Origin of the sequence: Sporosarcina sp. FSL K6-3508, assembly GCF_038615825.1 — a bacterium.
Classification (GTDB): domain Bacteria; phylum Bacillota; class Bacilli; order Bacillales_A; family Planococcaceae; genus Sporosarcina; species Sporosarcina newyorkensis.
The window spans coordinates 3,556,029-3,580,010 of record NZ_CP152016.1 but is presented as its reverse complement, the minus strand read 5'-3'; the positions used below and the strand labels follow the sequence as shown (position 1 = coordinate 3,580,010).

The following is a 23,982-nucleotide window of genomic DNA, read 5'->3' as shown; positions in this document are numbered from 1 at the left end:
AAGACCACCATGACAAAAAGAATTGTAAGTTATGCGGTAGTAGCTGTGTTACTCATCGTGACCATTGTTTACTCAGCTACTACCGGCAGCATTAAGATGGGTTTTTTTGAATTTTTAGGAGCATTATTTGAACCGGGTAACAGTCAGATGGAAGCAATTCGAGATTTGCGTTTTCCACGAATGATTGTTGCGCTATTTGCAGGTGCGGCTCTTTCCGTTTCCGGTGTTTTATTACAATCCGTTATGCGCAATCCCTTGGCGGACGCAGGTATTATCGGGATATCTTCCGGCGCGGCGTTTGTTCAGCTATTCATTATTTCATTCTTCCCGGCGCTCTTTTTCATGACGCCTTTATTTGCGTTCATGGGAGGGGCATTCGCTTGTTTTCTCGTCTTTGCCTTGTCATGGAGATCAGGTTTGAGCCCGCTTAAGTTGATTCTGGTTGGAATTGCGATCAATGCTATGTTTACAGGGTTAACGGAAGCGTTCATTAGCTTTGGGGGGTCGCTAAATGTATCAGCCTCGAGTGTTATTGGCTCGAATCTAACAATGCGTACATGGAGTGATGTATCGACGATTGCAACGTACGGTACAATTGGATTGATTTTATCATTTGTGCTCTATAGTTGGTGCAACTTACTGGTGTTGCAAGATAAAACAGCGAAAAGCATTGGGTTTCATGTAACGCGTGCCCGACTGATCATTGCGGCGGTGGCAGTGTTACTAGCGGCAATTTCGGTTGTGGTAGCTGGTGTGATTTCGTTTGTAGGGTTACTCGTACCGCATATAGCACGTCGTTTGGTTGGCTACGATCATAAAGTATTGATTCCATTTACAGCCCTTTTAGGTGCACTTATTATATTATTGGCTGATACCATCGGCAGAACGATTGTATCACCACTAGAAATACCTGCTTCTACGATTATGGCGATTATCGGCGGACCGTTCTTAATATTCTTACTGCGAAAAGAGTGACCAGCTATGGAAATGAAGAGTATCATCGTATCGCATGATAATAAAACAAATCATTTGGATGGTGTGACGACAACGATTCCAAAAGGTGAAATTACAACAATCATTGGGCCGAATGGTTGTGGAAAATCAACGTTATTAAGCGTCTTATCCAGAAATAACATGCCGAAATCCGGTTCCGCTTCATTAGAAAATCGCGATTTGGTCATGTATAAGCCAAAAGAATTTGCAAAGAAACTTGCAATTGTTTACCAGCAAAACGATGTGCCGAAAGACTTGACAATTGAAAAACTTGTTAGCTTTGGTCGGCTGCCTCACAAGACAATGCTACAGCGTAATCAGGAAGAGGATCATCAAGCAATTGATTGGGCATTATCTGTTACGAATCTAGTCGAAAAACGACATAATGACTTAGAGGCGTTGTCAGGAGGAGAGCGTCAACGAGTGTGGATTGCAATGGCATTAGCACAGCAATCTGAAATCCTTTGTTTGGATGAACCGACCACCTATTTAGATATTTATTATCAAATCGAATTATTGGAACTCGTGAAATCGTTAAATGAAGAGTATGGGTTGACGATCGTGATGGTATTACATGATATTAACCAGGCAATCCGCTATAGTGATCAGATTATCATGATGAAGGATGGACAAATTATTGCAGAAGGCCCTCCGAGGGAAGTAATCACTAAGGATGTCATAAAAAAAGTTTATGGTGTCAATGCAATTTTTAAGGAAGATGACGAGATTGGCCTCTATATGATGTCACTTGGTATTTAGGGGGTCTCCGAATGAGAAAACGTATTTCTAAATTGATGCCGTTCGTCTATTTGGCCGTGTTCCTTTACTCAGGTTACTTACTAGCGCAGTATCTTTATACATACATTGAAGCCTCTAGTTCTTTGAAGGAAACGCAATTGATCTATGAGACGGCGTTGGAAAATAGTGTAGAACCTGTGGAGACGGAGAGTTCATCTAAAGAGGATATTTTATCTCGCTATACAATGCGTCCGCAATTTGAAGAGTTACATGCGGTGAACGAACAGATTGTCGGATGGCTTTCAGTAGAAGGAACAAAACTGAACAATCCTATATTGCAGTCGGAAGATAATGACTTTTATCTGAATCGCAATTTTAAAGGCGAATATAGCCGTGCTGGCAGTGTGTTTATGGACTATCGTAACGATGTGACAGATATGAGCCGCAATACAGTGATTTACGGACATGCGATGAGAAATGATACGATGTTTGGTAGTTTGAAGAAGTTTGGTAAGCAAAGTTATGCAGATGACCATCCCGTGATTTATATGGATACACTTTATGATGGTTATGATATCGAAGTGTTCGCTGCGTATGAAACGACAATTGACTTTTATTACATTGAGACAAATTTTAAAACGGATGAAGACTTCATGCATTATTTAGAGGAAGTAGAATCGCGTTCATTAATTGAAATGCCTGTTGAAGTTAATCGAGATGATCAAATTGTCACACTGTCTACATGCAATAATTCAGTTAACAGTAAAGACAAACGTTACGTTGTACAAGGAAAACTCGTGAAAAGATGAGAGATCATATACTTATTAAATTAGGAAGTCACCTTGCTTAAATTGGGTGGCTTTTTTTGAAATTCTTTAAATGGGAACTCTCTAATGATACGATAGATGTAAAATGTCGGGGTGAGAAAACTTCATGAATCTTGATCACTTAAATCAACAGTTAAATGAAAATAAGTCTTTATTCATTGGAGAGGAGACAGCTTTTCGTGCCGCAGTGCTAATTCCGTTAGTTGAATTAGATGAAGAATGGCATGTTCTGTTTGAAGTGCGTTCACTCACGATGAGAAAACAACCAGGGGATATAAGTTTCCCTGGCGGTCGCATAGATGCCACAGACGCATCACCTATGGCTGCTGCTTTACGAGAAACAAATGAAGAGTTAGGTGTTGATCCAAAAATGATCACTATGATAGGGCAATTAAGTCCTTATGTGGCCTCTCCTTCATTTGTCGTCTACCCATTTGTTGCGACCATTGATTATGATCAGACTATTCATAGCTATAACAAAGATGAAGTGGAAGAGGTCTTCACGATTCCTGTAGAATGGCTCTTGAACTATGAGCCGTATATGCATTTAGTTTCCGTTCAGCCAGCTCCATCGTCCACCTTTCCTTTTGAAAAGATTATGAACGGTGATCAATATCAATGGCGAGCCCATTCAATGGAAGAATGGTTTTTTGAATATGGAAAATACACAGTTTGGGGACTAACCGCTAGGATTTTAAAACACTTCATTGAGATCATCAAATGAGTATAGATTGTATGGTGATAGTTCATGAACTTCACATGAATTCAAATCCATGCTATACCCCATGGCAAGCAGTATAATGGGACTGATATCAGTATGAAAAGGAGACGATCACATGACACAATCTTTAAAAGGAAAAGTAGCATTTATTACAGGTGCAGCTAGAGGGATTGGAAAGGCGACTGCGATTGCGTTAGCAAAAGAAGGGGTAACGGTTGGTTTACTTGCAAGAACTGAATCAACTTTACAAGAAGTGGCTACTGAAATTGAAACATTTGGTGTGAAAGCAGCGTATGCTACGGCTGACGTTTCATCTAAAGAGCAAGTGGAAGCGGCGATTGCCTCATTAACTGCTGATTTAGGTGCTGCAGATATTTTAATAAATAATGCGGGTATTGCGACTTTTGGTTCGGTACTGGATATGGAACCAGAGGAATGGAAAAAAATCATTGATGTGAATTTAATGGGTACTTATTATGTGACACATGCCGTCTTACCTCGATTGATTGAAAAAAATGGCGGCGACATCATTACGATCTCATCGACCAATGGGTTGAACGGAGCTGCTACATCCAGTGCATACAGTGCATCTAAATTCGGAGTAATTGGATTCACTGAATCATTGGCACAGGAAGTCCGTCGAAATAATATTCGTGTTTCTGCATTAACTCCAAGTACGGTGGCAACTGACTTGGCTATGGAGTTAAGTTTAATTAAGGAAAATGATGATTCAAAACTAATACAAGCTGAAGATATTGCTGAAGTGATCGTGAATCAATTAAAGCTGAATCCTCGGATTTACGTAAAAGCGGCAAGCTTCATCGCGACCAATCCTTATTGACTTGGAATCGTAAAAGAACAAGCTAACTATCCATATATGGGGTAGTTAGCTTTTTAACGGCTAATTGCAAAATATGCCGCATATTTTGCTGCGAAAGATATTCATTTAAATATTTAGTTCTGGTTTTGGTATTGCTGGTTTAATATATTTGATCAGTAGCCTGCGTGAGCACGGCCCCACGATCAGTAATTGCGCCGGGAGTGCGACTATAAAGTTTAGCCCAACTATTTTAAGATAGGCTAAGAAAATAGAGCCTTCAATACCTGTCATGAACGCTGTCAAAATTAACCCATAGACGGACATAATCAGAACCATTGCAGGGACCATACAAATAGCAATTGCTAAAATAAAATTGTTTTCTTTGGAATTATCATATGGCAGAGCAAATGCAAGTTTGCGCGCTTTTGGTTCAACCAACGACTCCGCGATAAATGCGACAATAAATGTTATGATAAATTGGATCGCGACACCACCTACTGTAAATGATGAAAATCCATGTAACGCCATGTTGTAAACGGACATAATTAAAACCATACCGAAACACATAAACAACCCAAAAATAATACCTTCTTTTTTATTACTAGGCAAATAATAACTTCCTTTCTTTTAGTGAGTAGTGTAATTATATATGGTCAATTTTTTTTACATAAGTGACGTTTTTGTGTCTTTTATTTCAGTCGGTAATTAATGGTTGGATTAACGAGGGAGTTGGAAAGTAGATGAATAAAAAAGATATTGCGGACATTAGGAAAAGATTTAAGCTGGATTCAGATCTTTTGACGATCACGGATATTTATAATATCTATATTAGGCAAGAGAGCAGTGAGATCTATCATGAGGAAAGCCAGGCATTTCCTTTGCTGGATCGCGAGCAACAGGAATTGTTTCTAACAAACTTCAAAAAAGTATTAGGTGGAAAGCTGGGTATGAAATTGTTTGAAGTGAAATTCGAACGTCAAACAGAAGAACAACCCGACCACGCACAGCAACTTTTGTATGACGGTCTTCAGGCGGAAGAAGCAGATGAATGGAAAGACGAAATGCAGCAACTCGCATTGAAGATGGTGAAGGACGTTCAATATGAAAAAGATCTTGTTGTTACGTTTATTCGGGGGAAGTATTTCAAAAAGACGAAGCGTGCTAGTGAAGAATCAGAAGTCGATGCACGAGACGAAGTGTTCACGACTCCTTTTATTCTTTGCAGCATGAATCAGACGGACTTACCGAAACGCTCGCTTGTATTTGATTTCATTGGAAGGGAATTTAAGTCGAGTGAGATGGTTGATCCAATCATAAATCTTGCCTCTCCTATTGGCGGATTTTTATTTCCTTGCTTCACAGACAATGCAGCAGACGTCAATCATATTTTGTATGCAGCGGGTAAGGCGAACAAGCCGGATTACCGCTTCATTGAGGAAGTATTAAATGGGGAAGAGATCATGACGGCGGCAGATGATAAAGCGGTATTTGAAGAGATCGTTAAACAAGTGGTGGGTGAGGAAGTGGATTCGCAAACTCTCGCCAACGTGTATGAAGCAGTACATCGCTTGACGGAAGTGGATGAAGAAGAGGAAGAACCAGAAGAACCACCTGCTTTGGACAAGCATCAGATGGAGCGCGTACTGAAGATGAGCGGTGTAGATTATGTAGACGCTGAACAAGTGAAGACAGCTTTTGAAACTGTAGTTGATGATGAATTGTATGAAATGAAAGCAACCCATATTGTTCCGAGCTACACATCCAAGTCGATCAAGATTGAAACGAAAGTAGCCAATATCTCGATCAGTCCGCAAGATTTAAAGTACGTCAAACAAGTGAATTATGATGGAAAACGCTGTATTTTAATCGAGGTAGAGGAAGATACGATCATTGAAGGATTTAAATTGATTCCGGAAGAGTTGTTGAAGTAGAAGTAAACTTTATATATAAACAAACCGTTCGCCTACCTTGGCAGAACGGTTTTTCTAATTAAAATGAACTTTTTGCTGCTATGATGACTCTTATAAGCGAGAGGTGAGAACATGAGGGTCGTTCGGTTAGTGAAAAAAGCGAAAAAAGGCAGTAAAGAAGCTTTGTTGCAATTAATTACTGAGCAACAAGATGAGTATTATCGACTGGCTCTCAAATATATGGGTAATTCACATGATGCCATGGACGCTATGGAAGAAATGATTGTTAGTTTGTATCGGAACATACAGCAACTTGAGAAAAACGACGCCTTCTATAGCTGGAGTAAGACAATTTTAGTGAATCAATGCAAACAAATGCTTCGCAAAGTAAATAAGGTTACGCTGATTGACAATTGGGAAGCAATTGAATCTCACTCTGATTCATCTGCTGTCCAAAATCCTTTCGAGCAAACAGAACAACGCATGGATATACAGGATCTGTTGCTGCGAGTGAATGCACAGCAAAGGGAAGCAATCGAGTTAAAATACTTTCACGATTTAGATTACGAAACAATCGCAATGATGACACAAACCTCTATAGGAACAGTGAAGTCGAGAGTCTTTAATGGATTGAAAAAAATGCGTGAACAAGCAAGGGGTGGATTCGATGAGTGAACTGGAGCGGCAATTGGCGGAAGAGAAAAGACGTTTAGAAAAGACGACAGCCCCAAAAGAATTGGAAGAAAGGCTACGTACGGCATTGGAGAAAATACCGAAACGACAAAGAAAACGTATACCAAAGTGGGTTTCCGTGGTGGCTGCATTGCTCATTCTCTTTGTGGTTGGCTATCAATATGATGCGTTTGCTTATTACGGAAAAAAACTGCTTGGTTTTGAAGAAATCATGCCTGCTACGCTCGCCCAATTAAATGAGTCGGACAAAGGACAGTCTATTGATCGAAAAATAATGCTGACTGATGGAACTGAATTGAGGCTGGAAGGTCTCATGACAGATGAAAACCAATTGGTACTTTATTATACACTCAGCAATCCTGAAGGCTTAGGGGAAGATATTTCGTTAATGAAATTGACTGGTCTATTTACAAACTCTTCTTCGCGCTTCGGTACATCCTCTATGAATGAGGAAGGAACGGAGCTAAAAGGAATGCAGACGTTCGAGCCGGTGAGTCCATTCGCGAAAAAGCTGACATTAGAATTTCATGACTCTAACATACAGGACTGGTTTGAGATCACATTTCCATATGATCCAAAAGCTGCGATGCAAACAGAACTGAAGAAAGCCATAAAAAAGAACGTCCAAGTGGATCAAGGAAGTATTCGCTTTGATTCTATTACGGCAACGCCCAGTCAAACGACAATCAAAGGTAAATTAAAAGTTGATAATTTTGATCGGATTCCCTTAGGATTTGACGGAGTGAAGTTGTTGGTCAATGGGGTGCCGATGGATCAGATAAGTGGCAGTGTTTCATCGGCATTCAACGGCGATATATTTACAATTGATTTTGATGCTTTGCCGGAAGGTCTTAATTCTCTTGCACTTGCAGTAGACAGGTTTGTTGGATATAAGCATGTGGATGAAACAATAATTCTAACTTCTAGAGAAGAAATGTCTGCTGATCTTGAAGGTGAGGAAGTAAATATCCGGAAAGTAGAAGTGACATCGGAGGGCTTAGAAATTATAGTAGCAACAGATGGAAATATCCTGTTGGATAACGTTGCTGTGCAAATTGATGACCATAAAGTTCCTTTGCAAACGACATTGAGACAGAATTATGTAACGGATGAAAAAGGTAAGGAGTACAAAGAACGAATCCTACTATTCGATACAAATCAACTGCCAGATGCCTTCTTGGTTGAAGGCCTTCATTATGAAAAAGAGTACAATAAAATAATTAAGATTCCACTGTGAAAATAACAGATTCAAATAAGGAAAATGTCACGAATTTTAATAAACACACCGAAATTCCGACATTTTTCTATCTAATTCCTTACAATTAAACAAGTCTCTTTAATCCTAGTTGCATTTAAGGTATAATAGAAAAGATAGTAGTAGATGTATGGTCAAACTAAGACAGAAAAAATGCTCCTAGGACGCGCCATGTTTGCTGTGACGCCTTATTTAGGAACATTTACATTTCTGTAAATTTCACATATAAGGAAGGTCAAAATGAGTAATAGACAAACAAAATCAGATGTTATCTTAATAGGTGCCGGAATTATGAGTGCGACGCTGGGGACAATGCTTAAGGAGCTAGCGCCAGATTGGAAGATCACATTGTTTGAAAAGCTGGATAAAGCAGGAGAAGAAAGTTCTCATGAGCTAAACAATGCGGGAACAGGACACGCAGCTTTGTGTGAACTAAACTACACTTCCGAAAAAGCGGATGGTTCTATCGATATTACAAAAGCTGTGAAAGTAAATGAGCAGTTCCAATTATCGATGCAATTTTGGTCTCATTTAGTTGATAAAAAGCTAATTAAAAATCCAGAACAGTTTATTATGCCATTACCTCATATGAGTTTAGTTCAAGGCGAAGATAATGTAACATATCTAAAAAAACGAGTCGAAGCGATGACTGCGAATCCATTGTTTGAAGGAATGGAATTTTCTGAGGATCCGGAAAAACTAAAAGAATGGATTCCGCTTATTATGAAGAATCGTCAAGTGAATGAATCAATTGCAGCAACTAAAATTGACTCAGGAACAGACGTAAACTTTGGAGCATTGACACGGATGCTGATTGAACACATGAATAAAGTAGACGTTGAAATTAACTATGGTCATCAAGTAGAAGATATTAAACGTACTAGTGATGGCGAATGGGAATTAAAAATAAAAAATAATCAAGACGGCAAACTTGAGTATCATAAGGCTAAATTTGTTTTCATCGGCGGTGGTGGCGGAAGCCTTCCGTTGCTGCAAAAGACAGGAATTCCGGAAAGCAAGCATATTGGCGGCTTCCCAATTAGCGGTATTTTCATGGTCTGTAAAAATCCAGATGTGATTGCGCAGCATCATGCCAAAGTATACGGTAAAGCAAAAGTCGGTGCGCCTCCAATGTCGGTTCCGCATTTAGACACACGCTATATCGACAATGAAAAGTCCTTACTATTTGGACCGTTTGCAGGCTTCTCACCGAAGTTCTTGAAAACGGGTTCAATGCTAGACTTGATCGGTTCTGTAAAACCGAATAACGTGACGACAATGCTTGCATGTGGTGCGAAAAACATGTCCTTGACTAAATATTTAATCGAACAAGTCATGCAAACAAAAGAACAGCGTATGAATGAATTACGTGATTTTATTCCAGATGCAAAAAGTGAAGATTGGGATTTGTGGACTGCAGGCCAGCGTGTTCAAGTTATTAAGGATACAGAGAACGGTAAAGGAACCCTTCAGTTTGGTACAGAATTAGTAACAGATGCGGACGGTTCAGTTGCTGCGTTACTTGGAGCTTCTCCAGGAGCATCCACTGCAGTAGCAGTAATGTTGGATCTTATGCAAAAATGTTTCCCTGAGCAGATAGACGAATGGGAACCAAGATTGAAAGAAATGATTCCTTCTTACGGCAAGTCATTGGTTGAGAATCCTGAGCTTCTGAAGGAGATTCATGCTTCTACAGCTAAAACATTAGGCCTGACTGAAAAAGAAGTCGTTCATAATTAAATAAGAAACAAACTAGAGCTCTGTGACGATATCTATCGCACAGGGCTTTTTTAATTGTTGCCAGTCGACACCGCTTTCACTGCAAGGTAGATTGGGTTTAGTTATAAAATAGTTAACGACAGAACTGTTCACACAATGAAGTGGGATTTTACTCAATGATAATATAGAATGAATATGATAGATAATTCATGAAATGAGGGTTTATTCATGTCACTTCACTTTATTAACGCGGAAAAACGGATTCACGATTCTGTTATCTTTCCTTCATTTGACTTATCAGTCGATCCGGGGGATATAGTGGCTGTCTATTCGAGCGTAAATGTTCGAGAACAGCTGATAGAATTACTTTTAGAGAAAACGAGGCTTTCAAATGGAGAAATTAGAGTAGACGATAGTAAGATCTCCAATAATAGGCAGAAGGTCGGGATTCTTTTTCTTCAGGATGGTCTATATGAGCGATTGTCGATTGAGGAAATGATTAGTTTTATAAAAGATCTTTATACATCAAACGTACTCAAAGACGATGTAATACAAGCCGTACAATTAGATTCAAAGCGAAAGGTAAAGATAAAGCAATTATCCTACTCGGAAAGAAAACGTGTCCAGCTGGCCTGCTTACTTATTAGGGATCCGGATATTTACATATTTGAAGAAGCAGATCAGAACCTTGATTTGGAATCGAAACGGATTTTTGTATCAATACTTCAAAGATTGAAAAAGCAGAATCGCAGTGTCTTAATTCTAACGGGTAATATGGAAAGTGCCGTTACTACATCTGATAGAGTCCTCAGATTGGATGAAAATGGGCTACATTCAATTCATACACAGGAAGCCATTGAAGATCAAGCCACTCTGATTGAGGAAAAGCCATTGGTTGCAGATTCGGTACTGCCTGTTCGTTTCGAAAAAATTCCAACGAAAATCAATGAAAAAATTGTCTTGTTTGATCCACCTGAAATTGACTATATTGAAAGCAATGAAGGACTCTCTCTTTTGCATATAAAAGGAGAGTCCTTCCCATCCGTTTCTACACTGACTGAATTGGAAGCACGGTTACTGCCATTTGGTTTTTTCCGCTGCCATAGATCGTACATTGTAAATTTACAGAAAGTACGCGAAGTGATTACATGGACTAGGAATAGTTACAGTCTCGTGTTGGATGATACTCAAAAATCGACAATTCCATTATCGAAGTCTAAGATGGTAGAACTAAAAGAGATGCTAGGGCTCTAATGTTGTCGAAATAAGTGTTATTTCCCGGGGAATAACATGAAAATAGTATTTGGACTAACCGAATAGGAGCTTATTTCAGAGAGTCAGCTGTAACTATACATAATTGACGATTCATTCAACTTTGATATTGTCCCATTCACCCTTTACTAGCCTCTTTTCATTTGAAATATGATGCAGTCCACTTTTCTTTTACGTATTCTAAAGGTGTGAAGAGCAGATACTTGCAAAGTTATACACGAGGAGGAAGGAAATGGATAACATTATTGAGGTGAAGGGGCTAGCAAAAGTATTTGGAAATCAAACAGCAATTGAGGGGTTGAATTTTCATGTTAAGAAGGGAGAAATTTTTGGTTTTCTAGGTCCCAGTGGATCGGGTAAAACAACAACTATTAAAATACTAACTGGGCAAGTAACACCAACGAACGGAACAGCAGTTGTTTTCAATCAGTCCGTTTCACAGCTGAAGAAACCAGAATTTCGCAGCCGTTTCGGTGTGCTTACCGATAACAGCGGACTGTATGAGAGATTATCTATTCATGATAATTTGAAATTATACTGTGAGTTATATAACATACCGTACTCAAAAATTGATGAAGTATTGGACACTGTCAATTTAAAGAAGGAAAAAAACAAAAGAGTCTCCACTTTATCTAAAGGGATGGCACAGCGAGTGACGCTTGCGAGAGCGTTGATTCACGAACCGGAGTTGCTTTTCCTGGACGAACCGACGTCTGCACTTGATCCGACAAATTCTCTTCATATCCATGAAGGGTTGCGTGCGCTCAATGCAAAGGGTACGACCATTTTCCTGACAACGCATGACATGCAGGAAGCTGAACTCTTATGTGATCGCGTAGCCTTTTTAAATAAAGGTTCTATCCAATTACTGGATACACCGGATAAGCTAAAAAAGCGCTATTCCGATTCTACAATCACAGTAGAGCTGATGACAGAAGAGAAAGTAGTTTTGCCTGCGGGAACCGAAGGAGCAGATCGCTTGTTTGAATATATGAATACAAATCAGGTAGTAACAATCCATTCAAATGAACCAACTTTAGGGGAAATTTTTGTGCAAGTGACAGGGAGGAAATTGGCATGATGATTTCATTGAGACGAATGAATGCGATATTGCAGAAAGACTTTAAAGACTTTTCACGGAACTTGGCAGTTTCTACAGTTCTCATTATGCCTATTGGATTAGGGGCATTCTATGGACGTGGGGGAGTGAATTCAATTGAGGCACATTATATGCTCATTAACTTGGCATTTGTGATGATTGCGACATTCGTACAGTGTTGTTTAATCGCAGAAGAAAAAGAGAAAAACACATTGCGTGGTCTTATGCTTTCACCTGCAAGCACAACTGAAATCCTTGGCGGGAAAAGCTTACTCACATTTATCTTGACGATGATTACTGTCTCTATAACAGCCTACTTAGCTGATTATAGACCTGCAAATATTGGTGTTATTGTGCTGGCATTCATTTTATCTTCTTTCTTTTACATTGCAGTCGGTACATTACTCGGTCTCTTTTCAAAATCTGTTATGGAAGCATCTGTTATTGTAATGCCTGTAGTTGCGGTTTTCTCAATGGGAACGTTTCTTCCAACATTTGTGGATCAGTATCCGTTCTTAAAAATGGGGATGTACTTGCCAAATATTCAGCTGATAGAATTGGCTGTAAAAGTCGAAGCAGGCGGTGGTTTCGGGGATGTCCTGATAGAGTTACTCATCATACTTGCATGGACTATTATCCTATGCATGCTGACGGCTGCTATTTATCGAAAGCGGATGGTGGATTGATAGAAAAAGAGTTCTTGCGCTTGAGACTTTACAGCGCAGGAACTCTTTTTGTTATTTAAAAAACTGTACTTTTTTCAGCATCGCACAAACCGGAATTGCAATCGCAATTCCCACAATACATTGGACGATATCACCAGGAATCGATGCCAATGGGATGATCCAACTGTTATATAAAATTCGTTCGCCAATATAATAACCAGCAATCGTTATGGGAACAGACACGGTCATAGCTAGCAAGTTAAACTTGAGGCTGGTTCCTTTACGACCGTTCGACCAAGCAATTTTTCCCACGATATAACCTTGTAAACCGCGTGTCAAAAAAGTGATAGGTGCCCATAACGTCCAGCCGCTAATCAAATCAAACAGGCCCATTCCAATAGCTCCTGCGAGCGCACCTTTTTTAGGTCCGAATAAGATAGAAGCTATGAACAGCATAGCGGTACCGAGATGAATCAATCCGCCATTTCCAATTGGCAACTTAATATTGAGTAAGAGAGTCGCAACAAATACGAGTGAAGCAAGCATGGAAGTTAGTATCAGATCGAACGTCTTCGCTCGGGAAGCTGCATATCCTTGTGTTTTTTGCATTGTCTAGACCTTCCTAACGTTGTGAGATTTATTGGTTTAGGATATAGGAAATCTGGTGTTTTTAAAAGCATCACTTTCTAATAAAGTTTAGGGGTCAGCAAATAAACGTACATACAAATGTGGAAATGGTAGAATAAACATCAACATAAGAAAGCTGTAGCATAGTAAAAAAAGATTGTAGGTGTTGTATGGAGACTTTTATATTTATTCTTATAGTTTTAGTCGCATCGATTCTTCAAACTAGTACAGGATTTGGATTCTCCATTTTGGCGACTCCATTTCTTCTCTTCTTGTTCGAACCGCTTGAAGCGATCCAGTTGAACTTACTATTATCATTAGTCATTTCTAGCGTCTTGATCCTAAAAATCAGGCAAGATATTGACTTGGGAATACTAAAGAGATTTGTAATCGGAAGTACTGCTGCTTTACCCGTGGGCATTCTAATTTTCGCGTTATTGGATATGAGACAATTAAAGTTAGGGATAGGTCTATTTCTTCTCGCAGTTACGATTCTATTGCTATTCAATTTTAGAATAGCTCTAACTAAAAGCAAGGACTTAGTAGTAGGCGGCATTTCAGGGGCACTGACAGCCAGTATCGGCATGCCGGGACCTCCGATTTTGGTTTATTTTTCAGGAGCTGATACATTAAAAGAAAAAGTGAGGGCTACTACATTAGCTTTTTACTTATTTATCTATTCCACTAGCTTGATCATCCAAGTGCTTTTCGTAGGGACTGCTAAGAGTATTTGGGTAGCGGGTGGGTATGGATTGCCTATCGTGGTGGTTGGTTTGTTTTTGGGGCAACGGTTGTTCAATCGGATTAACCAAACGGCCTTCCGTTTCATTATGTATGCAATTTTACTAATTACAGGAGTATATCTGCTTGTTGAAAATTGGCCTTATTAACGACTTGATTGGTATCTGTTAAGAAAAATAGAGGCTGTCCTGTAGACGCATTGTAGCGACTAGCAGAACAGCCTCTTATGTTGTTAAAACAGACTTTTCAACTCTTCATACTCTTCTTCAGTGAACACGCGAGATTGAGTAATAAAGTGTGTTTCTTCAATACTATCTAGCGAAAACTCGGCACCTCTTCCAGGTACAGCATCGATTATGAGCTGGGTATGCTTCCAATATTCATATTGACTTTTATGCATATAAAATGGTGTGTCGGCCATCATGCCGAGTAATACATCTGCATCACCGAGTTGGAAATCACCTTCTTTATAGCACATCGGCGCAGAACCATCACAGCAGCCGCCTGATTGATAAAGTAAAACGGAGCCATGGATATTCTTAATAGTATTCAGAAATAAAACAGCCGCTTCTGTAGCTATTACCCGTTCAATCATGGAACAACAGATCCTTTCGATTTAGAAGAATCCTTGAGAGCTTTTATCGTAGCTGACTAATAAACATTTAGTTTGTTGATAGTGATCAAGCATCATTGCATGGTTTTCGCGTCCGATTCCCGATAATTTGTAGCCGCCAAATGCAGCGCCCGCAGGATATTGATGATACGTATTTGTCCATACACGTCCTGCTTGAATGCCACGTCCTGCACGGTATGCAATATCGCCTGTACGTGACCAGACACCTGCACCTAATCCGTAAAGTGTGTCGTTTGCGATTTCCATTGCTTCATCGAAATCTTTGAATGTCGTAACTGCAAGAACAGGTCCGAAAATTTCTTCTTGGAAGATGCACATTTTGTTGTGACCTTTGAATACAGTTGGCTTAATATAGTTACCATTCTCAAGATCGCCACCCAAATGGTTCTCTTCTCCACCGATTAAGCATTCAGCGCCTTCTTCAGTACCCAATTTAATGTATGAAAGGATTTTTTCTTTTTGTTCATTAGAAGCTTGCGCACCCATCATTACTTCTGTGTCCAGTGGGTTGCCGATTTTAATAGCTTTTACTCGTTCAAGTGCACGTTCCATGAATTCATCGTAAATGGACTCTTGGATCAAAGCACGAGAAGGACATGTACAAATCTCACCTGAGTTTAAGGCGAACATTACGAAGCCTTCAATTGCTTTATTCAAATATTCATCATCATGAGCCATTACGTCTTCAAAGAACACGTTTGGTGATTTTCCACCCAGTTCGAGCGTTACTGGAATAATATTTTCTGTAGCATATTGCATAATTTGACGACCAACCGCTGTAGATCCTGTGAATGCAATTTTCGCAATTCGTGGATTTGTCGCTAGCGGTTTCCCTACTTCTACACCGAAACCATTGACGATGTTTAGGACACCTGCTGGAAGTAAGTCTTCGATTAACTCCATGAGTACCATGATGGAAGCAGGCGTTTGTTCAGCTGGCTTTAAGACGATACAGTTCCCGGCAGCTAAAGCTGGTGCGATTTTCCACACAGCCATTAGAATTGGGAAGTTCCAAGGTATAATTTGTCCGACAACGCCAAGTGGTTCTTGGAAATGGTAAGCGACTGTGTCGTTATCTAACTGCGATGTACGCCCTTCTTGTGCACGAATAGCGCTAGCGAAGTAACGGAAGTGGTCAATAGCTAGTGGAATATCGGCATTTAATGTTTCACGTACTGCTTTCCCGTTATCCCAAGTTTCAGCTACTGCTATCATTTCAAGATTCTCTTCCATACGATCCGCAATTTTATTCAAAATCATTGCACGTTCCGCAGCAGAGGTTTTACCCCATGCATCTTTTGCAGCATGAGCGGCATCTAATGCTAGTTCAATATCTTCTGCCGACGAACGAGCAGCCTTCGTAAAGACTTCTCCAGTGACAGGGGATTTATTATCAAAGTATTGACCGTTTACAGGTGCGACCCATTTCCCGCCAATAAAGTTATCATATTTTTCCTTGAATTGAACGACTGCGCCTTCTGTATTAGGATTTGAGTAAATCATAGATGTAAGTCTCCTTTAAGAGTAGTTTAAAACCACACCCAAACGACGGATTAAAATTATACGGTAAAAGTATTATTCAGGTGTTGTTCTATTAATATAATGTTCCTAATCGTTTTAAAATGCAAGTAACATAAACTTTCTTGTGTTAATTCTACTCTTTGAAGGTATATCAGTATATCTATTGTATAACAGTAGAATAAGGGGAACTCTGACGCATAACGGTTTCCTTCGCAAGAAAGAATCTTAGAATTAATTTGGACGTTCTACAAATCCTACTCAATATGTTATTTTCTATAGTTGGAAAGACTGTTAAATTCAACATGTTAAGTTTTTGTAGTATAGTAAGATGGGTAGTGTATGATAACAAGTTTGACCGTACACAAACTTTTGACGCAAAGGAAGGAAGGCAAATACCTCTTCTTTTGCGCTTTTTTCTTGTTCTTACAAATTAATTTGAAAATATCTAATCCGATTTAATTGTCTTAACATCATCAGTCAAACCTTCTAACAATTGTAGAATCCGTTCTTCCATAAGTTCATCCTCCTTTTCAATGTTATATTGCGTTCATTATATAACGCTTAAAGAGAATTATCTGCTGAAAACAGAACGAATGTTTCTGTGTTTTAATTGGAAATAAAATTAGATAAACGTGCCTAGATGCCAAGCCATTCAATTTGAGGTAAAATGGCAAGGGTAGATCAGTCTGCTGGGAAAGGAATGATTGAACTTTGAAGACCTCTACAGCAAAAAGAAAGTTACTTACAGAGTACATTTGGATTATGATTGGCTCGGTTTTTGTCGGCTTGGCCTATAATATATTTTTCCTTCCTGCAAGGCTTGCAGCAGGTGGAGTATCAGGGATCAGTACGATTGTGTATGAACTGTATGGATTCGAGCCTGCGTTCGTGCAATGGCTGATCAATATTCCGCTATTTTTCCTCGGCCTAGCGCTTCTTGGAAAGGATTTTAGTCTAAAAACTTTAGTTGGCACTTTTTTTGTGCCATTTACGATTTGGTTGAGTGCAGACCTTCCGTTCACAATCGATAACCCTTTATTATCGGCAATCTACGGAGGCATTCTGTTAGGTGTGGGACTGGGTATCGTTTATCGAGGGAATGGATCGACTGGAGGGCTTGCAACGGTTGCACAAATCGTGAAAAAGTATACGGGCCTGTCCAGCGGCTATGCCCAACTCATAGTAGATGGGGTAGTTGTAATTTGCTCAGCATTTGTATTTAATTTCGAGTTGGCTCTATTTGCAATGATGGCGATTTTTGTGACGAGTAAAGTAATTGATTTTGTACAGTTGCAAACATCTCATTCGAAACTTGTGTTAATTATTACAGAGCAAGAAGAGCGAATTCAGACGATTATTAAGGAAGAGATCGATCGGGGATTGACGAAAGTACGGTCTGTCGGTGGTTTCGCCAACCAAGAAAAAACTATGATTTTATGTGTAGTGGAGCAACAAGAAGCGATTTATTTAAAGAAAATTCTACAGGAAGAAGAACCGCATTCATTTGTCGTGTTCTTGAATGCATCTGAAATTCTAGGAAGAGGATTTTCTTTGGCGAAAAGCTAACAGACATGAGTTGTCTAAAGCGTCTACATGGCGTTCTAGACAGCTCTTTTTGTTTAGTGAACATTTGCAAAAAACTCAAAGAAGATACAATGTTTTTACAAAATACGAGCTTAGTAAATACTATCGAGTATCCATCCGATTAGAATATAATTTGGTTTATATTTGAGTAATTAATTTAAAGAAGTGCAAAATACAATATACTTCATCTCTTGAATGAACAATTTGGCGGAATCGCGGAAGTGGACAATTTGTTTTGTATAAAGGACGATAGGGATAGTTATACCGTTTGTCACGCGGAATGAAAGGAGAGATTATGGTGAATAATTATTTGTCTGGTTGGAACTTAGAACTCAGCTTCTGTGATTTGCCCGATACATTTTACGCATTAGTGGAACCGAACATTGTCAGTTCACCCCAACTCGTCATCGTGAATGATGCGCTCGCTTCTTCACTTGGTCTGGATGTGGAGCAGTTGAAGACATCGGAAACAATAGACGTTTTTGCAGGAAACAAAAAGCTTGAAGGAATTGAACCGATCGCACAAGCGTATGCAGGACATCAGTTTGGCAATTTTACGATGCTCGGTGATGGACGCGCAATGCTTCTTGGGGAACAGATCACACCTCAAGGAAACCGTATGGATATCCAGTTGAAAGGTTCGGGTCGCACGCCATTTTCTCGCGGCGGTGATGGACGTGCAGCGCTTGGTCCGATGCTTCGTGAATATCTAATTAGCGAAGCTATGCATGGACTCAGTATTCCGACGACACGAAGTCTTGCCGTTACGGTAACAGGTGAGCCGGTGCTGCGTGAGACTGCATTGACAGGTGCTGTATTGACAAGAGTCGCATCAAGTCATTTGCGTGTAGGGACGTTTCAATATGCAGCTGCACGACAAGAAGTCGAAGATTTACGTGCTTTGGCGGACTATGCCATAAATCGACACTATCCAAGCATAGCCAAAAAAGATAATCCTTATTTATCCTTACTAGAAGAAATAATTGCACGCCAAGCTTCCTTAGTTGCGAAATGGCAGCTAGTTGGTTTCATCCATGGTGTGATGAATACTGATAATATGACGATTAGTGGAGAAACGATCGACTATGGTCCATGTGCATTTATGGATACCTACGAGCCGACAACAGTTTTCAGCTCGATTGACGTGCAAGGACGCTATTCTTATCGCAACCAGCCTGGTATTGCAGAGTGGAATCTGACACGATTAGCGGAAACTCTTTTGCCGCTATTGCATGACGATCAGGAGAAAGCAGTGGAGCTTGCAGAGAATAAACTGTCCGAATTTGCAAAGTTGTATGTGACGAATTGGATGGGTGGAATGAGAGCGAAACTTGGATTATTCAATGAAGAAGAGCAAGATGAAATACTTGTGAAAGATTTATTGGCATTAATGCAAGAGCATCAGGCAGACTATACGAACACATTCCGTTCATTAACGTTAGGGCGGTTGGAGAAGATGTTCGAAGAGTCGGGATTCGTGGAATGGAAAGAGCGGTGGACAGCTAGATTGCAACGTCAATCGAATAATGAACAAGCTGTCCAGCAGTTAATGAAGAAGCATAATCCTTCTGTTATTCCGAGAAATCATCGAGTGGAAGAAGCATTACAGGCCGCGGAAGAGGGGGATATAAAACCTTTCTTAAAGCTCTTGCATGTGCTGGAACATCCATATGCTTATACAGCTGAGCAAGAAGATTATACAGTACCATCTGATAACGGAAACTCCTATCAGACATATTGCGGAACATAAGGACGGCCTATTCGACGGAGACTCTTGTCGAATAGGCCGTTTTTATCTTTATTCTGGCTCCCATCTCTAAAGGCGGGTGAGATGAATAAAGTCTGCGGCACGGAGTTCTCAGCACCATTTAAAATCTGGACGCAATTACGACAAGGTGTAATTAAGTATACTGCTCCTTAAATGCATATAACTTACTTGGTCTTCCTTTTGAAACGGCTTTCTCCTCACCGACTTGCTTTATAATTCCTGCAGTGCTTAACGCAAGAAGCGCACGTTGTGTATTGCGGTCACTCATTTTTAATTCAAACGCAAGCTCTTTTGCGGTAAAAGCAGACCATCTCTTACGTCTTATGACTTCGCGTATTCTATCAAATAATTGAATATTAATATTTTCGGCTTTCAAAAGCTCAAGCAGATAATTCTCATGGTGGACTGAAGATTCATCATATTGATCTTTTGGTAAATCTAGGACTTTTCCTTCATGATCAACCATAATGATCGTATCAGACTCTCGTTGCGTAAGTTGCAATGCTTTCCTTGCATGCATCTCAGCTTTTAGTGCAGAGTCGCCAAATCCTATACCACTTGTGATTTTCCTATTCCACGCACGCTCTAGTCGCCCAATTGTCTCTCGTAATACAGAAAATGTGTCAATGATTTCTCCGCGCGAGCTGAAAATCATGTACTGTCCTTCTCGATAGCTGATAAAGGAGCCGTTCATTTCTCGACTTAATAGTAGTAGTTCCTCATTCAATTTTAGTGTGGTGAACTGGATATCATATGACAGGTTGGTGGGATGCTCGTACAACAGATTATCAATATGTACCATACACACTCCGATTTGTGAACGTTTTAAAAATGAAATTTCTGCATGGTTATCGATGATTTCCAACGCATGCCGCGTCGCTAGTTTTGTTGTACTGATCCAATCGGCAGGGATACCTTTTTTGTGTAATGCATTCATGATATCGGGATAACATGTCAAGACGGCATCTACCTTTCCAGACTCCCATAAGCGGACATGATGTTCGTACAAAGACCAATAATCGACAGCCGCGTCAAATGCCTCCACAAAGACTTCTTTGACCGGGAGATTCAGTTGGCTAAGAGAGGCATCGACTACATTCGAGGTATTAATAATATCGATACTTAATCGCTCAATTGGTTTTCTTACTTGATTCGTTATATTAAGCAGTGCTTTGTAAAGTCCAGTTTCCAACAGAACGATGGAAAAGAATTTAGCAGAATCCAAGCCTGTCCGTGTAGCCAGTTCATAAGGAATGGGGCCAGAGAATAAAAAATAGTCAAATGCATCATATTGTGCCTTGACGATATCGATAGTTTCGATTGCTGTTTCATAAGTGAAAGAGGTAAATGCCAGTCGTGAAGGAAAATCTTCAATTACACTCTGAATCCGTTCGACAGAAACTAGCGGACCGATAATTGCCACTTTAAACATTCTATACCTCCCATAAAGCCACTGTATTTATGTCAGTATATCAAAGAAACAACATGTAACGTCAAATTTCTTTAGGCAGAGTAGCCCCTCATTCTTTTAGACAAAAAAGTGTCTCTTGGCCGTAAACATCGCTAAGAGACACTCTGCATATTACTTATCCAAAAAAATAGGTGCATCCGGTCCTACTGGAATTCCTAGTAAATACCAAACGACTAACAGAATAATCCAGAAGATGCCATAGAACACCGAGTAAGGGAACAGTCCTGCAATTAATGTGCCAAGCCCAGCTTTCTTATCAAACTTCTGAGCGAATGCTAATATGAGTACTAAATATGGAAACATCGGTGTTATAGGATTCGTAATGGAGTCACCGATTCGGTACATCATTTGTGTGAATGCCGGATGATAATCCAAGTACATAAACATTGGCACAAAGATTGGAGCTAATATAGCCCATTTTGCAGAGGCACTCCCAATTAATAAATTAACCAAGGCCACAAACAAAATGAAAGAAACGAATAGTGGAATGCCTTTAAATCCAATAGAATCTAAAAAGTTTGCCCCTTTAATTGAAATAATTGCTCCCAGGTTACTAGCGTTGAAATATGCAAGCATTTGGGCAGAGACGAAAACAAGAACAATGTAAGGTCCCATCGAGCTCATCGCACGACCAATTTGTTGTGCAAAATCCTTGGAGCTCTTAATCGTTTGTGCCCCAATTCCGTAGAAAATGCCTGGTACTAAGAACAAAATCATTACTAGCGGAACAACTGAAGCCATAAGTGGAGAGTCCTGAATAATAGAACCCGTTTCTGCATTTCGTAACCATCCATTGACTGGGATGACGCCGATCAATAGGATTGCAACTACAGCCACTACAGAAATATTTGCCCAGCGCAAACCTTTATTTTCAAGTGGAGTAATTGCTTCATTCTCCAACATATCTCCCTCGAATGCGCCATAACGAGGAATCGTAAATTTATAAGTGACCCATGTCCCAACAGCCAGTAGGAAGAAAGTTGATACGGCAATAAAGTAATAGTTCATTGCTGGATTCGCAACGAAAGAAGGATCTACAGTTTGTGCGCCGATTTCCGTAAATCCGGCAGCTAACGTATCGGTCATACCAATAAGTATATTTGCGGAAAACGCACCAAGCGTTGATGCGTATGCGGCAATTAATCCCACAAAAGGGTGATAGCCAAAAGACATCAGAATCGTTGCAGCAAGTGGCGGTAATACAACTTGTGTTGCATCTCCTGCGACGTTACCAATAATACCAATTAAGACGATCATCGGAATGATAATCTTTTTCGGCGTAGAAAGTACCGCTCTTCTCATTAATGTCTTGAAGTATCCACTTTCATCTGCGAGCCCGACACCAAGCATGATGACCAAAACTGCACCAAGTGGCGGGAAGTCACTAAAGTTTTTGACCATTCCTGTCAGTTGCTCTAAGATTCCATCTCTTGAGAGGAGATTCTTTGCTATAATCTCCTCTCCATCTACAGGACTAATTGCCGAAACGTTAAAGAAAGAGGATAAGGCTGAAATGACAAGAATAGCTAAAGCCATTATGGCAAATAAAACGATAGGATCTGGCAACCTGTTACCGACGACTTCAATACGGTTTAGCATCCGATCAAAAAATGAGTTTTTAGTTTTTACCTTATCTTGTTTTTTCGACATGTCAGCACCCCTTAGTATTGGCTAGTTAAAAATAGGGCAGTTGAAACAAAATATGAGATGCCTATTTTAAGAGCCTTTTCGTTTATTTCAAAGCGAGGATGATGATGAGGATAAAAGACATCGTCTTTCTTTTTCATGGCACCTACTCCGATATAACAACCCGGTACGACATTACTAAATGCAGAAAAGTCTTCTCCGCCCATCATCGGGGGAATCTCCTCTACCTTTGCATCCGTAAAAAATTCGGTTAGATGTTGCATCACTTTGGTCGATAAATCAATATCATTGAAGACCGGATCATAACCATATTGATAAGATAACTCAGCTGTGGCGCCATGGGCTTCTGCTATATTTGTGCTGATTTTTTCTAAATTATCTTTAATTTTCTCTCTGACGTCATTGGATAGAGTACGAACGGAACCACCAATTAACGCTTGATCGGGAATCACGTTATAAGCGTCACCACTATGGAAACGAGTACAAGAGACCACTCCGCTTTCGAGGGGACTCAAAACTCGGGAAACGATTTGCTGAAGGTTTGAAACGATTTGAGAACCGATGGCTAGCGCATCTATTGCCCCTTCTGGCTGCGAAGCATGTCCTGACTTCCCTTTAACGGTAATATCAAAAATGTCCGATGCAGCAGACATTGGACCTTTTGTTACTTGAATTTCTCCGACAGGTACAGTGGACCATAAATGCATACCTAAGATACAATCCACACCTTCAAGCACTCCCGCCGCGACCATTTCCTGAGCTCCGCCAGGGGGTAATTCCTCTGCGTGTTGAAATATAAAAACAAATTCCCCGGTAAGCGTTTTCTTTATTTCGGAAAGAACTTTTGCTGTACCTAGCAACATAGAAGTATGCCCGTCATGACCGCAAGCGTGCATCTTCCCGTCCACTTTTGATTCAAAAGAGATACCCGTCTCCTCATGAATTGGCAACGCATCAATGTCTGCCCGCATAGCAATCGTTTTGCCATCGCCTGCTAATCCTTTTAATCTTCCCATCACACTGGTTTTAGTGGGTCTTGATACTTCTATTCCATCAAATGTATTCAGCTGTTCTTCAATAAATTTAGATGTCTCATACTCTTCAAATGATAGTTCAGGATGCTGGTGTAAATGGCGTCTCCATTCTACTACCTGCGGAAATACTTCTTCTACCATGGTTGTAATCGTTTTCTTTTGCATGTCATTGACCTCTCTCACTTAACGCAAATTTAACGACAAGGTCGTTATTTGGATATTATAGTATCTGAGAGGGGGAAA

22 protein-coding genes are annotated in these 23,982 nt (G+C 40.0%); 15 read left to right on the top strand and 7 right to left on the bottom strand.

Annotated elements, in window-relative coordinates; translation table 11 throughout:
• Window positions 1–9 precede the first annotated feature (9 nt).
• From MKX97_RS17830 to MKX97_RS17810, 5 genes are all read left to right on the top strand, one after another.
• Window positions 10–975, top strand: coding sequence for an iron ABC transporter permease (locus MKX97_RS17830; protein WP_009499296.1), 966 nt, complete (start codon window positions 10–12; stop codon window positions 973–975).
• A gap of 6 nt (window positions 976–981) precedes the next feature.
• On the top strand, window positions 982–1,752 hold the full coding sequence (locus MKX97_RS17825) for an ABC transporter ATP-binding protein (protein WP_221837436.1): 771 nt from the start codon (window positions 982–984) through the stop codon (window positions 1,750–1,752).
• Between the two features lie 11 nt (window positions 1,753–1,763).
• Window positions 1,764–2,540, top strand: a complete 777-nt coding sequence (srtB, locus tag MKX97_RS17820; RefSeq protein WP_342536609.1) for a class B sortase — start codon at window positions 1,764–1,766, stop codon at window positions 2,538–2,540.
• 124 nt (window positions 2,541–2,664) lie between these two features.
• Complete coding sequence (locus MKX97_RS17815; protein ID WP_342536608.1) at window positions 2,665–3,282, top strand: CoA pyrophosphatase; 618 nt, start codon at window positions 2,665–2,667, stop codon at window positions 3,280–3,282.
• A gap of 112 nt (window positions 3,283–3,394) precedes the next feature.
• The gene (locus MKX97_RS17810; RefSeq protein WP_342536607.1) at window positions 3,395–4,120 is read left to right on the top strand and encodes a 3-ketoacyl-ACP reductase; all 726 of its coding nucleotides are present in this window, start codon (window positions 3,395–3,397) and stop codon (window positions 4,118–4,120) included.
• Between the two features lie 105 nt (window positions 4,121–4,225).
• On the opposite strand, the gene MKX97_RS17805 is transcribed toward MKX97_RS17810, so the two are convergent.
• Window positions 4,226–4,708, bottom strand: coding sequence for a DUF2798 domain-containing protein (locus tag MKX97_RS17805; protein WP_342536606.1), 483 nt, complete (start codon window positions 4,706–4,708; stop codon window positions 4,226–4,228).
• Window positions 4,709–4,839: 131 nt separating this feature from the next.
• On the opposite strand from MKX97_RS17805, the gene MKX97_RS17800 reads away from it, so the two are divergent.
• The 7 genes from MKX97_RS17800 (at window position 4,840) to MKX97_RS17770 (ending at window position 12,733) form a co-directional block, all read left to right on the top strand.
• Window positions 4,840–6,030 (top strand): DUF4317 domain-containing protein, encoded by a 1,191-nt coding sequence (locus MKX97_RS17800; RefSeq protein ID WP_340760825.1) that lies wholly within the window; start codon window positions 4,840–4,842, stop codon window positions 6,028–6,030.
• A gap of 111 nt (window positions 6,031–6,141) precedes the next feature.
• Window positions 6,142–6,684 (top strand): RNA polymerase sigma factor, encoded by a 543-nt coding sequence (locus MKX97_RS17795; RefSeq protein WP_221837440.1) that lies wholly within the window; start codon window positions 6,142–6,144, stop codon window positions 6,682–6,684.
• The gene (locus tag MKX97_RS17790) at window positions 6,677–7,939 is read left to right on the top strand and encodes a DUF4179 domain-containing protein (protein WP_078818738.1); all 1,263 of its coding nucleotides are present in this window, start codon (window positions 6,677–6,679) and stop codon (window positions 7,937–7,939) included. Before MKX97_RS17795 ends, MKX97_RS17790 begins: the two co-directional genes overlap by 8 nt.
• Before the next feature lie 258 nt (window positions 7,940–8,197).
• Window positions 8,198–9,697, top strand: a complete 1,500-nt coding sequence (locus tag MKX97_RS17785) for a malate:quinone oxidoreductase (RefSeq protein WP_078818737.1) — start codon at window positions 8,198–8,200, stop codon at window positions 9,695–9,697.
• 207 nt (window positions 9,698–9,904) lie between these two features.
• On the top strand, window positions 9,905–10,930 hold the full coding sequence (locus MKX97_RS17780; protein ID WP_342536605.1) for a LytTR family transcriptional regulator DNA-binding domain-containing protein: 1,026 nt from the start codon (window positions 9,905–9,907) through the stop codon (window positions 10,928–10,930).
• A 250-nt stretch (window positions 10,931–11,180) separates the two neighbouring features.
• Window positions 11,181–12,029 carry an ABC transporter ATP-binding protein gene (locus MKX97_RS17775; RefSeq protein ID WP_221837449.1) on the top strand — a complete coding sequence of 283 codons (849 nt, stop codon included), beginning with the start codon at window positions 11,181–11,183 and terminating at the stop codon, window positions 12,027–12,029.
• A complete protein-coding gene (locus tag MKX97_RS17770; protein ID WP_221837452.1) occupies window positions 12,026–12,733 on the top strand; it encodes an ABC transporter permease in 708 nt (235 codons plus the stop codon). The genes MKX97_RS17775 and MKX97_RS17770 overlap by 4 nt, the downstream gene beginning before the upstream one ends.
• A gap of 51 nt (window positions 12,734–12,784) precedes the next feature.
• On the opposite strand, the gene MKX97_RS17765 is transcribed toward MKX97_RS17770, so the two are convergent.
• Window positions 12,785–13,321: an ECF transporter S component gene (locus tag MKX97_RS17765; protein ID WP_078818735.1), complete on the bottom strand. Its 537-nt coding sequence runs from the start codon at window positions 13,319–13,321 to the stop codon at window positions 12,785–12,787.
• A 188-nt stretch (window positions 13,322–13,509) separates the two neighbouring features.
• Here MKX97_RS17765 and MKX97_RS17760 point away from each other — a divergent pair, with 188 nt between their 5' ends.
• Window positions 13,510–14,229 (top strand): sulfite exporter TauE/SafE family protein, encoded by a 720-nt coding sequence (locus MKX97_RS17760; RefSeq protein WP_009499281.1) that lies wholly within the window; start codon window positions 13,510–13,512, stop codon window positions 14,227–14,229.
• Between the two features lie 83 nt (window positions 14,230–14,312).
• On the opposite strand, the gene MKX97_RS17755 is transcribed toward MKX97_RS17760, so the two are convergent.
• Window positions 14,313–14,675: a DUF779 domain-containing protein gene (locus tag MKX97_RS17755; RefSeq protein ID WP_009499280.1), complete on the bottom strand. Its 363-nt coding sequence runs from the start codon at window positions 14,673–14,675 to the stop codon at window positions 14,313–14,315.
• Between the two features lie 21 nt (window positions 14,676–14,696).
• On the bottom strand, window positions 14,697–16,217 hold the full coding sequence (locus MKX97_RS17750) for an aldehyde dehydrogenase family protein (protein ID WP_342536604.1): 1,521 nt from the start codon (window positions 16,215–16,217) through the stop codon (window positions 14,697–14,699).
• 729 nt (window positions 16,218–16,946) lie between these two features.
• On the opposite strand from MKX97_RS17750, the gene MKX97_RS17745 reads away from it, so the two are divergent.
• On the top strand, window positions 16,947–17,801 hold the full coding sequence (locus MKX97_RS17745; protein WP_078818734.1) for a YitT family protein: 855 nt from the start codon (window positions 16,947–16,949) through the stop codon (window positions 17,799–17,801).
• 298 nt (window positions 17,802–18,099) lie between these two features.
• Entirely contained in the window at window positions 18,100–19,569 is a 1,470-nt protein-coding gene (locus MKX97_RS17740) for a YdiU family protein (protein ID WP_342537533.1), read from the top strand.
• Window positions 19,570–19,720: 151 nt separating this feature from the next.
• Here the strand turns inward: MKX97_RS17740 and MKX97_RS17735 are convergent, their stop codons facing one another.
• From MKX97_RS17735 to MKX97_RS17725, 3 genes are all read right to left on the bottom strand, one after another.
• Complete coding sequence (locus tag MKX97_RS17735; protein ID WP_078818732.1) at window positions 19,721–21,019, bottom strand: hypothetical protein; 1,299 nt, start codon at window positions 21,017–21,019, stop codon at window positions 19,721–19,723.
• A 150-nt stretch (window positions 21,020–21,169) separates the two neighbouring features.
• Window positions 21,170–22,708, bottom strand: a complete 1,539-nt coding sequence (locus MKX97_RS17730; protein WP_340760794.1) for an AbgT family transporter — start codon at window positions 22,706–22,708, stop codon at window positions 21,170–21,172.
• Window positions 22,709–22,719: 11 nt separating this feature from the next.
• Window positions 22,720–23,904, bottom strand: coding sequence for an amidohydrolase (locus MKX97_RS17725; protein WP_221837457.1), 1,185 nt, complete (start codon window positions 23,902–23,904; stop codon window positions 22,720–22,722).
• Between the last annotated feature and the right edge of the window lie 78 nt (window positions 23,905–23,982).

Coding starts and splice junctions, on each gene's coding strand:
- MKX97_RS17780 (WP_342536605.1), top strand. CDS start 9,905: ATGTCACTTCACTTTATTAACGCGGAAAAACGGATTCACGATTCTGTT.
- MKX97_RS17790 (WP_078818738.1), top strand. CDS start 6,677: ATGAGTGAACTGGAGCGGCAATTGGCGGAAGAGAAAAGACGTTTAGAA.
- MKX97_RS17830 (WP_009499296.1), top strand. CDS start 10: ATGACAAAAAGAATTGTAAGTTATGCGGTAGTAGCTGTGTTACTCATC.
- MKX97_RS17795 (WP_221837440.1), top strand. CDS start 6,142: ATGAGGGTCGTTCGGTTAGTGAAAAAAGCGAAAAAAGGCAGTAAAGAA.
- MKX97_RS17785 (WP_078818737.1), top strand. CDS start 8,198: ATGAGTAATAGACAAACAAAATCAGATGTTATCTTAATAGGTGCCGGA.
- MKX97_RS17740 (WP_342537533.1), top strand. CDS start 18,100: ATGAAAGGAGAGATTATGGTGAATAATTATTTGTCTGGTTGGAACTTA.
- MKX97_RS17800 (WP_340760825.1), top strand. CDS start 4,840: ATGAATAAAAAAGATATTGCGGACATTAGGAAAAGATTTAAGCTGGAT.
- srtB (WP_342536609.1), top strand. CDS start 1,764: ATGAGAAAACGTATTTCTAAATTGATGCCGTTCGTCTATTTGGCCGTG.
- MKX97_RS17730 (WP_340760794.1), bottom strand. CDS start 22,708: ATGTCGAAAAAACAAGATAAGGTAAAAACTAAAAACTCATTTTTTGAT.
- MKX97_RS17755 (WP_009499280.1), bottom strand. CDS start 14,675: ATGATTGAACGGGTAATAGCTACAGAAGCGGCTGTTTTATTTCTGAAT.
- MKX97_RS17760 (WP_009499281.1), top strand. CDS start 13,510: ATGGAGACTTTTATATTTATTCTTATAGTTTTAGTCGCATCGATTCTT.
- MKX97_RS17735 (WP_078818732.1), bottom strand. CDS start 21,019: ATGTTTAAAGTGGCAATTATCGGTCCGCTAGTTTCTGTCGAACGGATT.
- MKX97_RS17770 (WP_221837452.1), top strand. CDS start 12,026: ATGATGATTTCATTGAGACGAATGAATGCGATATTGCAGAAAGACTTT.
- MKX97_RS17775 (WP_221837449.1), top strand. CDS start 11,181: ATGGATAACATTATTGAGGTGAAGGGGCTAGCAAAAGTATTTGGAAAT.
- MKX97_RS17825 (WP_221837436.1), top strand. CDS start 982: ATGGAAATGAAGAGTATCATCGTATCGCATGATAATAAAACAAATCAT.
- MKX97_RS17750 (WP_342536604.1), bottom strand. CDS start 16,217: ATGATTTACTCAAATCCTAATACAGAAGGCGCAGTCGTTCAATTCAAG.
- MKX97_RS17725 (WP_221837457.1), bottom strand. CDS start 23,904: ATGCAAAAGAAAACGATTACAACCATGGTAGAAGAAGTATTTCCGCAG.
- MKX97_RS17815 (WP_342536608.1), top strand. CDS start 2,665: ATGAATCTTGATCACTTAAATCAACAGTTAAATGAAAATAAGTCTTTA.
- MKX97_RS17810 (WP_342536607.1), top strand. CDS start 3,395: ATGACACAATCTTTAAAAGGAAAAGTAGCATTTATTACAGGTGCAGCT.
- MKX97_RS17765 (WP_078818735.1), bottom strand. CDS start 13,321: ATGCAAAAAACACAAGGATATGCAGCTTCCCGAGCGAAGACGTTCGAT.